16 protein-coding genes are annotated in these 12578 nt (G+C 67.3%); 15 read left to right on the forward strand and 1 reads right to left on the reverse strand.

The genetic code is table 11. The features are described 5' to 3' along the window. Nucleotides 1–89: 89 nt before the first annotated feature. From secY to rplQ, 10 genes are all read left to right on the forward strand, one after another. A complete protein-coding gene (gene secY, locus RAC81_RS09655) occupies nucleotides 90–1412 on the forward strand; it encodes a preprotein translocase subunit SecY (RefSeq protein ID WP_096715102.1) in 1323 nt (440 codons plus the stop codon). Further along, entirely contained in the window at nucleotides 1409–2005 is a 597-nt protein-coding gene (locus RAC81_RS09660; protein ID WP_341933628.1) for an adenylate kinase, read from the forward strand. Before secY ends, RAC81_RS09660 begins: the two co-directional genes overlap by 4 nt. 10 nt (nucleotides 2006–2015) lie before the next feature. Beyond that, nucleotides 2016–2864 carry a type I methionyl aminopeptidase gene (map, locus tag RAC81_RS09665; protein WP_375082155.1) on the forward strand — a complete coding sequence of 283 codons (849 nt, stop codon included), beginning with the start codon at nucleotides 2016–2018 and terminating at the stop codon, nucleotides 2862–2864. A 65-nt stretch (nucleotides 2865–2929) separates the two neighbouring features. Next, entirely contained in the window at nucleotides 2930–3682 is a 753-nt protein-coding gene (locus RAC81_RS09670; protein ID WP_375082156.1) for a DsbA family protein, read from the forward strand. Nucleotides 3683–4290: 608 nt separating this feature from the next. After that, on the forward strand, nucleotides 4291–4512 hold the full coding sequence (infA, locus tag RAC81_RS09675; protein ID WP_028496510.1) for a translation initiation factor IF-1: 222 nt from the start codon (nucleotides 4291–4293) through the stop codon (nucleotides 4510–4512). 65 nt (nucleotides 4513–4577) lie between these two features. Next, entirely contained in the window at nucleotides 4578–4694 is a 117-nt protein-coding gene (gene rpmJ / locus RAC81_RS09680; RefSeq protein ID WP_005050492.1) for a 50S ribosomal protein L36, read from the forward strand. Between the two features lie 185 nt (nucleotides 4695–4879). Continuing rightward, nucleotides 4880–5254: a 30S ribosomal protein S13 gene (gene rpsM / locus RAC81_RS09685; RefSeq protein ID WP_050722514.1), complete on the forward strand. Its 375-nt coding sequence runs from the start codon at nucleotides 4880–4882 to the stop codon at nucleotides 5252–5254. 31 nt (nucleotides 5255–5285) lie between these two features. Beyond that, nucleotides 5286–5684, forward strand: a complete 399-nt coding sequence (gene rpsK / locus RAC81_RS09690) for a 30S ribosomal protein S11 (RefSeq protein ID WP_050722515.1) — start codon at nucleotides 5286–5288, stop codon at nucleotides 5682–5684. Nucleotides 5685–5837: 153 nt separating this feature from the next. Beyond that, a complete protein-coding gene (locus tag RAC81_RS09695; RefSeq protein WP_251586876.1) occupies nucleotides 5838–6827 on the forward strand; it encodes a DNA-directed RNA polymerase subunit alpha in 990 nt (329 codons plus the stop codon). 34 nt (nucleotides 6828–6861) lie between these two features. Further along, nucleotides 6862–7425 (forward strand): 50S ribosomal protein L17, encoded by a 564-nt coding sequence (gene rplQ, locus RAC81_RS09700; RefSeq protein WP_375082157.1) that lies wholly within the window; start codon nucleotides 6862–6864, stop codon nucleotides 7423–7425. Nucleotides 7426–7590: 165 nt separating this feature from the next. Here the strand turns inward: rplQ and RAC81_RS09705 are convergent, their stop codons facing one another. Further along, on the reverse strand, nucleotides 7591–9165 hold the full coding sequence (locus tag RAC81_RS09705) for an AMP-binding protein (protein ID WP_375082158.1): 1575 nt from the start codon (nucleotides 9163–9165) through the stop codon (nucleotides 7591–7593). 116 nt (nucleotides 9166–9281) lie between these two features. On the opposite strand from RAC81_RS09705, the gene RAC81_RS09710 reads away from it, so the two are divergent. From RAC81_RS09710 to RAC81_RS09730, 5 genes are all read left to right on the forward strand, one after another. Then, nucleotides 9282–10079: a sulfite exporter TauE/SafE family protein gene (locus tag RAC81_RS09710; protein WP_375082159.1), complete on the forward strand. Its 798-nt coding sequence runs from the start codon at nucleotides 9282–9284 to the stop codon at nucleotides 10077–10079. Nucleotides 10080–10141: 62 nt separating this feature from the next. Beyond that, nucleotides 10142–10597 carry a MaoC family dehydratase N-terminal domain-containing protein gene (locus tag RAC81_RS09715; protein ID WP_375082160.1) on the forward strand — a complete coding sequence of 152 codons (456 nt, stop codon included), beginning with the start codon at nucleotides 10142–10144 and terminating at the stop codon, nucleotides 10595–10597. Further along, the gene (locus RAC81_RS09720; protein WP_375082161.1) at nucleotides 10597–10995 is read left to right on the forward strand and encodes a MaoC/PaaZ C-terminal domain-containing protein; all 399 of its coding nucleotides are present in this window, start codon (nucleotides 10597–10599) and stop codon (nucleotides 10993–10995) included. Before RAC81_RS09715 ends, RAC81_RS09720 begins: the two co-directional genes overlap by 1 nt. Nucleotides 10996–11009: 14 nt before the next feature. After that, entirely contained in the window at nucleotides 11010–12140 is a 1131-nt protein-coding gene (locus RAC81_RS09725; protein WP_375082162.1) for a UDP-N-acetylmuramate dehydrogenase, read from the forward strand. A gap of 32 nt (nucleotides 12141–12172) precedes the next feature. Further along, the gene (locus RAC81_RS09730; protein ID WP_375082163.1) at nucleotides 12173–12571 is read left to right on the forward strand and encodes a VOC family protein; all 399 of its coding nucleotides are present in this window, start codon (nucleotides 12173–12175) and stop codon (nucleotides 12569–12571) included. The last annotated feature ends 7 nt before the right edge of the window (nucleotides 12572–12578 follow it).

A 12578-nucleotide genomic window follows, 5' to 3' on the forward strand; every position in this document is an offset into this window, starting at 1 on the left:
GGTCGGAGATTCTCCGGCCCCTCTTATGGGTTAGCCTGTTCTTTCAGCCGTCCCTCAGGGATCGGCAACCTTTTCAGGAGGAACGTCCCTTGTTTAGCGCCATCGCGCGGATCTTCCGCACGCCCGACCTGCGTCGGAAGATCGGTTTCACTCTCGCCATCGTCGCGATCTACCGACTCGGCTCCAACGTCCCCGCTCCGTTCGTGAACTTCCCGAACGTCGAGGAGTGCCTCGCTCTCAACTCGGGCACCGAGGGACTGCTGGGTCTGGTCAACCTCTTCTCCGGCGGGGCGCTCCTCCAGCTCTCCATCTTCGCCCTGGGTGTGATGCCGTACATCACGGCGACGATCATCACCCAGCTCCTGCGCGTGGTCATCCCGCACTTCGAGGCCCTTCACAAGGAGGGTCAGGCGGGCCAGTCCAAGCTGACCCAGTACACGCGCTACCTCACGATCGCCCTGGCGCTGCTGCAGTCGACGACGCTCGTGACGGTGGCCCGCAGTGGCCAGCTGTTCGGCACGACCGACGTGGCCGCGTGCCAGAACCTCCTGACGAACGACGTGTGGTGGGCGCAGCTGCTCATCATCATGGCGATGACCGCCGGCACCGGCCTCATCATGTGGTTCGCCGAGCTCGTCACCGAGCGCGGCATCGGCAACGGCATGTCGCTGCTGATCTTCACCTCCATCGCCGCCACCTTCCCCGGCGCCATGTGGCTGATCTGGGAGAGCCGCGGCTTCGAGGTCTTCCTGCTCGTGCTCCTCGTCGGCATCATCGTGATGGGCCTCGTGGTGTTCGTCGAGCAGTCGCAGCGGCGCATCCCGGTGCAGTACGCGAAGCGCATGGTCGGTCGCCGCACGTTCGGCGGCACGAACACCTACATCCCCATCAAGGTGAACATGGCGGGCGTGATCCCCGTGATCTTCGCCTCGTCGCTGCTCTACATCCCCGCGCTCATCGCGCAGTTCAACACCCCGCAGGACGGCTCCGAGCCGGCCGCTTGGGTCACCTGGATCAGCACGTACTTCACCACGGGCAACCACCCGATCTACATGGCGGCGTACTTCCTGCTGATCATCGGGTTCACCTACTTCTACGTCGCGATCACGTTCAACCCGGTCGAGGTCGCCGACAACATGAAGAAGTACGGCGGTTTCATCCCCGGCATCCGCGCCGGTCGTCCGACCGCCGAGTACCTCGACTACGTGCTCACGCGCATCACGCTGCCCGGCTCGATCTACCTCGGTCTGATCGCGCTCATCCCGCTCATCGCCCTGGCCACCGTCGGCGCCAACCAGAACTTCCCGTTCGGCGGCGCCTCGATCCTCATCATCGTCGGTGTGGGTCTCGAGACGGTCAAGCAGATCGATGCGCAGCTGCAGCAGCGTCACTACGAAGGGCTCCTCCGATGACAGCATCCGCTCGTCTTCTCATCGTCGGTCCGCAGGGCTCGGGCAAGGGCACGCAGGGCGTCCGCATCGCGGAGTCCTACGGCATCCCCGTGGTCTCGACCGGTGACATGTTCCGCGCGAACATCAAGGAGGGCACGCCCCTCGGCCAGCAGGTCACCGAGATCCTCGACAAGGGCGACCTCGTCCCGGACGAGCTCACGAGCGAGATCGTGCGCGACCGACTGTCGCAGGACGACGCGGCGAACGGGTTCCTGCTCGACGGGTATCCGCGGAACACGGCGCAGGTCGCGCACCTCGAGGAGTTCCTCGGCGAGCGTGGCGAGTCTCTGGATGCCGTCATCCTGCTGGACGTGCCGCGTGACGAGAGCATCTCCCGTCTCAAGCTCCGCGCAGCGGAGCAGGGACGCTCCGACGATACGGATGCCGCGATCGCGCACCGACTCGACATCTACGAGCACGAGACCGCGCCGATCCTCGAGGTCTACGGGGAGCGCGGCATCGTCGACCGGATCGACGGCGTCGGCTCGCTCGACGAGATCACCGAGCGCGTGTTCGCGGCGCTGGCTGCGCGCGGCCTCCGCCTCGCCGCCTGATCGCCTTCCGATGTTCCGCCGGTCGATCTACAAGACCCCCGCTCAGCTCCGCTCGATGGTGGAGCCGGGTCTCATCACGGCAGCGGCGCTGGATGCCGTACGTCCACTGATCCGTCCGGGAGTCACGACGCTCGAGCTGGATGCCGAGGCGAACCGCGTGATCCTCGAACGCGGCGCCGAGTCGAACTTCCAGCTCGTGCGCGGCTACCGTCACACGACCTGCATCTCGGTGAACGAGGAGGTCGTGCATGGCATCCCGGGCGAGCGCGTCCTCGAGGCCGGCGACATCGTCTCGATCGACTGCGGGGCGCAGTACCAGGGGTGGAACGGCGACAGCGCGATCACGGTCGTGGTGCCCGACGCCGAACGGCCTGAGCTCGTCGCCCGGCGCGCGGAGCTCTCGCGCGTGACCGAGGGGTCGATGTGGGCAGGTATCGCGGCGATGGCCACGGCGCGTCACCTCGGCGACATCGGCGCGGCGATCCAGGGGTACATCGAGGAGCAGGGCGTCTCGCCCGTCTCCGGCCGCACCTACGGCATCCTGCGCGAGTACGTCGGCCATGGCATCGGTCGCAAGATGCACGAGGCGCCGAGCGTGTTCAACTACCGCACCCCCGACCCCGGAGCGGAAGTCAAGCCGGGGCTCGTGCTCGCGATCGAGCCCATGGTGACCGCCGGGGGAGAGGAGACCTTCGTCGAGGACGACGACTGGACCGTCTCCACGACCGACGGCTCCGACGGCTCGCACTGGGAGCACAGTGTCGCCCTGCACGCGGACGGCATCTGGGTGCTCACCGCGTCCGACGGGGGAGCGGCCGGGCTCGCGCCCTTCGGCGTGACCCCCGCACCGATCGCGTAACGACGTCGTATCGGCCGCCGCCGTCACAACCGGCGCATAGGTTTCTGCGGGCACAATAGGTGTGTATGGGTGCGCATGCATCCGCAGACTTCACGCCGGATCCGCCGCGAGCGGACCTCGACAGAAACGGAAACCCCATGGCGGCCGCGAAGAGCAGCAACACCAACTGGTTCGTGATCGGCGTCTCGGCGGCCGTGGTGGTCGTGCTGGCCGTCCTCGCGTTCGTCGTCGTCCTCCTGAACAACCAGGCGACTGATCCCGGAACCGCGCCGTCCAGCGACATCGTCAATCAGGAGACCGGTGCCATCTCGTTCGGGTCGGGCGAGGACGAGATCGACACCTACGTCGACTTCATGTGCCCTATCTGCGGTCAGTTCGAGGATGCTTACGGCGAGCAGCTGCAGACCGCCGCAGCCAACGACGAGATCACTCTGAACATCCACCCCATCTCGATCCTGGACCGCGCGTCGCAAGGCACAGAGTTCTCGACTAGGGCGGCGAACTCGATGTACTGCGTGGCCACCGAAGCTCCGGATTCTGCTCTCGATTACTTCAACCTTCTCTTCGCCAATCAGCCTGAGGAGAACACGACGGGCCTGACCGACGACCAGCTGATCGACCTCGCAACTCAGGCGGGCGCGGACGCCGCGGCCGAATGCATCACGGACGGCACCTACTCCCGCTTCGTCGCGGCGCGCACGGACGAAACTCCTGTCGATCCGGCTACAGGGCGCTTCGGTACTCCCACGGTCGCCATCAACGGCGACCGCATTGACAACGCAGACATTCAGACAGAGTTCAGCAAGATCCTGGGATAACGCTTTTCGTCTCGATTCCCTGGGATACGGTCGTTTCGAATCAGTCGATTCGAAACGACCGGAGGAATTGACATGACGATTGAAACCAGTTCGCGCTCGAGTGGCCATGGGCAGAGGACTCGCAGAGGCGCCAGGAGGTTGTCGGTGGCCGGAGCTGTCGCCGCTCTCGTAGTCGGGTTGATCATCCCGATCGGGGCTGCATCTCCGGCTCAGGCCGCGGGACCCGCGTCCTGCTCCACTTTTAACTGGAGCTACGGGCGCATCATGGGGACCTGCTACAACAAAAAGTTCACGGTCATGTGGCAGTGCTGGCCGTCGAAACAGTGGCATTACAAGTCCTTGGGAGGCCCGACCGGCCTGAGCTTCAACTTCGACGCATGCGGCGTGTCTTGGGTGACTGACGCACAGGCGGTCGTCTGATCCGCAGACCGTCCCAGCGTTGCGTACAGGGGAGTTCCGGCATCCTGCTCAGGTTGCCGGAACTCCCTTCGTCGTCTAACATAGATCTTTGGTGCCTTGCGCCTTGATTCGGCGTGTCCGAGTCGGCGAGACGCCGCAATCCCACTCACAACGCAGATCGACCGGTCTGCAGAAGCGCAAGCGAGGCTATGGCTAAGAAAGACGGTGTCATCGAGATCGAGGGCGTGATCTCCGAGGCTCTGCCCAACGCGATGTTCCGCGTCGAGCTCACCAACGGACACAAGGTCCTGGCGACGATCTCCGGAAAGATGCGGCAGAACTACATCCGCATCATCCCCGAGGACCGTGTGGTCGTGGAGCTCAGCCCCTACGACCTGACCCGAGGCCGCATCGTCTACCGCTACCGCTGATCGGTCGAGAAGTAACACCCCAGGCATCCGTGCCTGCCCGGTGAAGACAGCGAACAGGAATCATCATGAAGGTCAACCCCAGCGTCAAGCCCATCTGCGATCACTGCAAGGTGATCCGCCGTCACGGCCGCGTCATGGTGATCTGCAAGAGCAACCCGCGCCACAAGCAGCGCCAGGGCTGATCACACAGATCTGACTCACAACTCAATACAGGTCGCGCGAGCGTCGAGGCGGTTCGTCTCGCTCCGCTCGCTCAACGGCCGAAAGATACTGGCAGGATCAGATCCCACTCCGGTGGGGGACACCTCGGGGCGGAGGCCCGGGCACCGATCCTGCTCCACACCTCCACCACACTCAGGAGAACCGCATGGCACGTCTTGCCGGCGTTGACATCCCGCGCGACAAGCGCGTGGTGATCGCCCTTACCTACATCTACGGCGTCGGCCGTACCCGTTCGGTCGAGATCCTCAAGGCCACCGAGATCGACGAGTCGATCCGCGTGAAGGACCTCTCGGACGACCAGCTCGTCGCACTCCGCGACTACATCGAAGGCAACTACAAGGTGGAGGGTGACCTGCGCCGCGAGGTCGCCGCAGACATCCGCCGCAAGGTCGAGATCGGCTCCTACGAGGGCATCCGCCACCGTCGTGGCCTCCCGGTCCGTGGTCAGCGCACCAAGACCAACGCCCGTACCCGCAAGGGCCCGAAGCGCACCGTCGCCGGCAAGAAGAAGGCCCGCTAAGCGCGGCCCCAGGGACTAGGAGAACACTTTCATGGCTGCACCCAAGGCCGCCGCGCGCAAGCCGCGCCGCAAGGAGAAGAAGAACATCGCGCTGGGCCAGGCCCACATCAAGTCGACGTTCAACAACACCATCGTTTCGATCACCGACCCGTCCGGCGCCGTCATCGCCTGGGCATCGTCGGGTGGCGTGGGCTTCAAGGGCTCGCGCAAGTCGACCCCGTACGCCGCCGGTATGGCTGCCGAGTCCGCCGCCCGTCAGGCCGCGGAGCACGGCGTCAAGAAGGTCGACGTCCTCGTGAAGGGTCCGGGCTCCGGCCGCGAGACCGCGATCCGCTCGCTCCAGGCCGCAGGCCTCGAGGTCGGCTCGATCTCGGACGTCACCCCGCAGGCGCACAACGGCTGCCGCCCGCCGAAGCGTCGCCGCGTCTGACCCGGCTCGTTGAGCCGTCTGCCCTCGAGGCGGGCGGCTCAACGCCCGTCAGCGGGCATCGCGCCCCGCTCCGCGGGCCACAGGTAACGTCACAACTCAAGACCTCACCCACCACATGTCATATAGCGGGCATGTGATCGAAAGGAACACAGAGTGCTTATTGCACAGCGTCCCACACTCACCGAGGAAAAGATCGTCGAGAACCGGAGCCGGTTCATCATCGAGCCTCTGGAGCCCGGCTTCGGATACACGATCGGCAACGCGCTCCGTCGCAGCCTGCTGTCGTCGATCCCCGGCGCTGCCGTCACGAGCGTTCGCATCGACGGCGTGCTGCACGAGTTCAGCACCATCCCCGGCGTGAAGGAGGATGTCACCGAGATCATCCTCAACATCAAGCAGCTCGTCGTCTCGAGCGAGCGCGACGAGCCCATCACCGCGTACCTGCGCAAGACCGGTGCCGGTGAAGTGACCGCCGCCGACATCTCGGCTCCGGCCGGTGTCGAGGTGCACAACCCCGAGCTCGTCATCGCCACGCTGAACGACACGGCGAAGTTCGAGCTGGAGCTCACGATCGAGCGCGGCCGCGGCTACGTCTCGGCGACGCAGAACCGCAACGAGTACGCCGAGGCCGGTCAGATCCCGATCGACTCGATCTACTCGCCGGTCCTCAAGGTCAGCTACCGCGTCGACGCCACCCGTGCCGGTGAGCGCACCGACTTCGACAAGCTCATCCTGGACGTCGAGACGAAGAACTCGATCAGCCCCCGCGACGCCGTCGCCTCGGCTGCCAAGACGCTCACCGAGCTGTTCGGTCTCGCCCGCGAGCTGAACGTCGAGGCCGAGGGCATCGAGATCGGCCCGGCGCCCGTGGAGGCTGTGAACTCCAGCGAGCTGTCGATGCCGATCGAGGACCTCGACCTGTCCGTGCGCTCGTACAACTGCCTGAAGCGCGAAGGCATCAACACCGTTTCGGAGCTCGTCGCCCTCTCGGAGACGCAGCTCATGAACATCCGCAATTTCGGCCAGAAGTCGGTCGACGAGGTGCGCGACAAGCTCATCTCGCTCGGTCTGTCGCTCAAGGATTCGGTGCCCGGTTTCGACGGCGCCCACTTCTACGGCGGCAGCGAAGACGAGTCCTTCTGATACCCGACCCTTCCTGACCAGGAGTTAGACGATTATGCCCAAGCCCACCAAGGGTCCCCGCCTCGGAGGCGGCCCCGCCCACGAGCGCCTGCTGCTTGCCAACCTCGCGGCGGCCCTGTTCACCCACAAGTCGATCAAGACGACCGAGACCAAGGCCAAGCGTCTGCGCCCGCTCGCCGAGCGCCTGATCACCTTCGCCAAGCGCGGAGACCTGCACGCTCGTCGTCGTGTCCTCTCGGTCATCGGTGACAAGGACGTCGTGCACACGCTGTTCGCCGAGATCGCTCCGCTCGTCGCGGACCGCGAGGGCGGATACACGCGCATCACCAAGGTCGGCAACCGCAAGGGCGACAACGCTCCGATGGCCGTGATCGAGCTCGTCCTCGAGCCCGTCACCCCGAAGGCGAAGTCGACCAAGAAGGCTGCTCCGGCTGCCGCCGCGCCCGCCGCCGAGGAGAAGCCCGCCGAGGAGGCTCCCGTCGAGGAGACCACCGAGGAGGCTCCGGCCGAGGAGACCGCTGCCGACGCCGGCGCCGAGTCGCAGGCCGAGGGCGAGGCCGCTGAGGCCGCCGCCGAGGACGCTGTCGAGAACAAGTAACCTCTCGCCTCACACGAAGCCCGCCATCCGTCCTGGGTGGCGGGCTTCGTCGTATCGTGGACGCTGTCGTGTCCCGATTCGCGGACGGCATCCCGATCTGCGGACGCATCGACGGGTTCGATCCGCGGATCGGGACCACGTCCGCAGATCGGGCCCGGAGCGGGGTCAGGGGCGGGCGCGAAGGTCTTTCCGGAGGATCTTGCCCGACGCCGACTTCGGGATCGCGTCGATGAACTCCACCTGACGCACCTTCTCGTGCGGCGCCACGTGGGCCGCGACATGGGCGATCACGGCATCCGCGTCGAGGTCGACACCCTGCTGCCGGACGACGAAGGCCTTCGGAACCTCCTGCCCCTCATCATCGGGGGCGCCGATCACGGCGGCGTCGGCGATGGACGGATGCTCCAGCAGCACCGCTTCCAGCACAGCCGGGGCCACCTGATAGCCCTTGTACTTGATGAGCTCCTTGAGTCGGTCGACGATGCGGAACACGCCATCGGCCGTGACCGTGGCGACGTCGCCCGTGTGCAGCCAGCCGTCGGCATCCAGCATCTCGGCCGTCGCATCCGGACGGTTCAGATACCCCGCCATGACCTGGGGACCGCGGATGAGGATCTCGCCGGGCTCGCTCGCGCCGGAATCCGGGATCTGCACGTCGCCGCCGTCGTCGGCGAGCAGACGTGCCTCCGTGTTCGCGAGCAGCAGCCCGACCGAGGAGCGGTCGATCTCGGGGCGGTCGTAGGGGATCGCGTGGGTCACCGGGCTCGTCTCGGTCATGCCGTATCCCTGGCACACGATGCAGTCGAGGCGAGTGGCGACGGCCGTCGCGAGCGCGCCGTCGAGCGGCGCTGCACCCGAGAAGATCACCTTCACCGACGACATGTCGTACTCGTCGACGAGCGGGTGCTTCGCGAGGGCGACGGCGATGGGAGGAGCGATGAACACCCAGCTCGTCCGATGCTCCTGCACGACCCGGAGGAAGTCCGCGAGGTCGAACTTCGGCATGGTCACGAGCGCCGCCCGCTGCCGCAGCGCGAAGTTCAGCAGCACGGTCATGCCGTAGATGTGGAAGAACGGGAGCACGGCGAGCACGCGGTCGTCGTCGGCGAGCGAGATCGTCGAGCGGCACTGGCTGACGTTCGCGACGAGGTTGCGGTGGGTGAGCATCACGCCCTTCGGCCGCCCCGTGGTGCCGGAGGAGTACGGCAGCACAGCGAGGTGCGTCGCCGGGTCGAACGACACCTCGGGCGCGCTCCGCCCCTCTCCGAGCAGAGCGGGAAGCGACGGGTGCCCGTCGGCGCCGTCGAGCACGATCACGTGTTCGGCGTCGATGCCGACGCGCTGGGCCGCGGCCCAGGCGCCGGGGAGCAGAGGCGAGACGGTCACGAGCCAGGTGGCTCCGGCATCCGTCAGCTGGTTCGCGATCTCTTCGGGCGTGTAGAGCGAGTTGATCGTCGTCGCCGTGGCGCCTGCGCGCAGGATGCCGTGGAACACCGTCGCGAACGCGGGCACGTTCGGGCACAGCACGCCGATCACCGTGCCGACCTCGACGCCGCGATGGGCCAGTGCGCCCGCGAACAGGTCGATCTGTCCGATGAGCTGCCGGTATGTCGTCGTCGCCCCGTTCGTGCCGTCGACGAGCGCGACGGCGTCGAGTCGGTCCTCGTCGAGGTCGCCGAACAGGAAGTCGTGGATGGACGTCGCGGGGATCTCGACGTCGGGAAAAGAACTGCGCACCATGAGATCTCCTTCGATCCGACTCGGACGGCCTCGTCCGGTGCGATCCAGTGTCGCATGAAAGGGCACTCGGTCCCAGGGTGATCTCGACGAGGATGCCGCGAGAGTAGGCTGTTCCGGTGAGTGAAGCGCAGACCCTGAACCGAGGGCCCCGCGCCGTCGTCTCCTTCGTCGTCATCGGCCTGACCGCCGGCCTGCTCTCCGGGCTGTTCGGGGTCGGCGGGGGCACGGTGATCGTCCCGCTCCTCGTGCTGTTCCTGCACTTCAACCAGCGGCTCGGGGCCGGCACGTCTCTGGCCGCGATCGTGCCCACCGCCACGGTCGGCGTCGTGTCGTACGCCCTGCACGGCTCCGTCGCATGGATCCCCGCGCTCATCCTCGCGGCGGGGTCGGTCGTCGGCGCGCAGATCGGCACCCGGCTGCTCCCGAGGATCTCGCAGACCGTGCTGCGGTGGTTCTTCGTCGGCTTCCTGGTGATCGTGATCATCAGCCTCTTCCTCGTGATCCCGTCGCGCGACGCCGCCTTCGACCTGACCGTGCTGAGCGGCATCGCGCTCGTCGTCGTGGGGGTCGCCACCGGCATCCTCGCCGGGCTCATCGGCGTCGGCGGCGGTGTCATCGTCGTCCCGATCCTCATGCTCGCCTTCGGCACGAGCGACCTCGTCGCGAAGGGAACCTCGCTGCTGATGATGATCCCCACCGCGATCTCGGGCACGATCGGCAACCTCCGCAATCACAACGTCGACCTGCTCGCCGCCGCGATCGTCGGCGTCTCGGCCTGCGCGACGACGGCGCTCGGCGCGTGGCTCGCGACGCTCATCGATCCCATGCTCGGCAACATGCTGTTCGCGGCATACCTCGTCGTGATCGCCGTGCAGATGGCGATGAAGGCGATCAAAGGCCGGCGGAAGGCCTGATCGCCCGGTTTCCCCCGGTCGCCCCGGTCTCGCCCGGATCCCCGAGAACGTAGGATCGAGGGGTGGCAGTGAACCAAGAACTGATCGGTCGGGAGTTCCCGCCGACCGCCCCCTACCTCGTCGGTCGTGAGAAGGTTCGCGAGTTCGCTCGCGCGGTCTTCGCCGACGCCCCGCAGCACACCGACGTCGACGCGGCTCGTGCGGCCGGTTTCTCCGACGTGGTCGCGCCCCCGACGTTCGCGATGGTCATCCAGGACCTCACGCTGCAGCAACTGCTGGGCGAGCCCGACTCGGGCATCGAGCTCGCTCGGACGATCCATGCCGAGCAGCGTTTCGCCTACACGCGGCCGATCGTCGCGGGCGACGAGCTCACCGCGCAGCTGCGCGTCACCGGCATCCGCATGATGGGCGGCAACGCCATGATCACCAGCGAGGCCGAGATCGCGGATGCCGAGGGCGAGCACGTCGTGACCGCCACGAGCGTTCTGCTCGTCGGTGCGGAAGAGGGAGCACAGTGATGTCGTACGCCGTCGGAGACGTCATCGCCGAGCGCACCGTCCACCTCACGCGCGAGTCCCTCGTGCGCTACGCGGGGGCGTCGGGCGACTTCAACCCCATCCACTACCGCGACGACGTCGCAGCGGCCGTCGGACTGCCCGGTGTGCTGGCGCACGGCATGCTCACCATGGGCATCGCCTCGTCGGTGGTGATCGCGGCGCTCGAGCCGACCGCACGCGTCCTCGACTACGGAGTGCGGTTCACCAAGCCCGTCGTCGTCGACCCCGAGAACGGCGCCGACCTGCACGTGCTCGCGACGGTGGGAGCCGTCGACGAGAACGCCACGCGCATCGACCTCAAGGTGACCTTCGGCGAGACGACGGTGCTCGTCAAGGCTCAGCTGCGCGTCGCCGCGTGATGGGGGAGGCGGTGGTGCGCGAGGTGGAGCCGTTGCGGCTCTCGGCGCTGACGACACTGGAAACCGGCGGCGCGCCGGAGCGGATGCTCGAAGCCACCACCCGCGACGAGCTGATCGGCGCGCTCAGGGAGGTGTGGTCGCGCGGCGAAGACCTGCTCGTGCTCGGCGGAGGGTCGAACCTCTTCGTCGGGGACGCGGCCTTCGAAGGCACCGTCGTCCGCGTCCTGACGCGCGGCATCGAGGAGCTGCCGTCGCCGCACCCCGGACGCATCCGTCTGCGTGTCGAAGCCGGTCACGGCTGGGACGATCTCGTCGCGTACGCAGTCGAGCGCGGGTATGCCGGACTCGAGGCGATGAGCGGCATCCCCGGCACCGTGGGCGCGGCGCCCGTGCAGAACATCGGCGCCTACGGGCAGGAGATCCAGGAGACCCTGGTCGAGGTCGACCTCATCGACGAATCCACCGGCGAGGTGTCGACCGTGGCGGCTGCCGATCTCGGTCTCGGCTTCCGCACATCGGTCTTCAAGCATCACTACGGCAGCGAGCCGGAGCGCCGCGCCGTCATCCTCTCCGTGACGGTCGACCTCCTCGTCGCCGGCGAGCGGGTCGTGCGCGGCGAGCAGCTGCGGCGTGCGCTCGGACTGACCTCGGACGAGCCCGTGCCTCTCGCGTGGGTCCGCGACCGCATCCTCTCCACGCGCGCCTCGAAGGGGATGCTGTGGGATGCGGACGACCCCGACACGCACGGCGTCGGCTCGTTCTTCCAGAACGCGATCGTGCCCGAATCCGTCGCCCGCTCGCTCCCGCCGGAGTGCCCTCGTTGGCCGGTGGCGCCCGATCTCGACGCCGTGACCGTGATCCCGCTGCACTCGTACGAGGGCCTCGTGCCCGCGGCGAAGACCGAGGTGCCGGACGTCAAGGTCAGCGCCGCCTGGCTCATCGAGCAGGCCGGGATCCGCAAGGGATTCGCGCTCCCGAGGTCGCGGGCGTCGGTCTCGACCAAGCACGCCCTCGCGCTCACGAACCGCGGCGGTGCGACGGCCGCCGAGGTGTCGGAGCTCGCTCGATTCATCCAGAGTCGCGTGCACGCCGAGTTCGGCCTCGTGCTGCAGCCGGAGCCGGTGCTGCTCGGCGTGGAGCTGTAGGCCCCGCCGGAGGTTCGCCGTACACTCGCCGCATGACCGGACTCATCCCGTACCTGCTGTTCCCCGGTAACGCCGCAGAGGCGCTGGAGCTGTACCGCGGGGTGTTCGGCGGTGAGCTCCACACCATGACGTACGCGGATGCCGGCCGGCACGACGGTCCGGCCGATGCGATCGCGCACGGCCAGCTCACGGGCCCGGTGGAGCTCGCCGGCGCGGATGCCGGCGCCGACGACGACGCGGTGCAGATGAGCGGCATGTTCCTGTCGCTGCTCGGCACGGCGGATGCCACGACGCTCACGAGCTGGTTCGATCAGCTGTCGGCGGGAGGACGCGTGATCGACGCGCTGCAGAAGCGCCCGTGGGGCGACTACGACGGCACGCTCGTGGACCGCTACGGCATCCGCTGGCTCATCGGCTTCCAGGAGGAGTGAGCGCCGG

Source organism: Microbacterium sp. CR_7, from assembly GCF_041954755.1.
GTDB lineage: Bacteria > Actinomycetota > Actinomycetes > Actinomycetales > Microbacteriaceae > Microbacterium.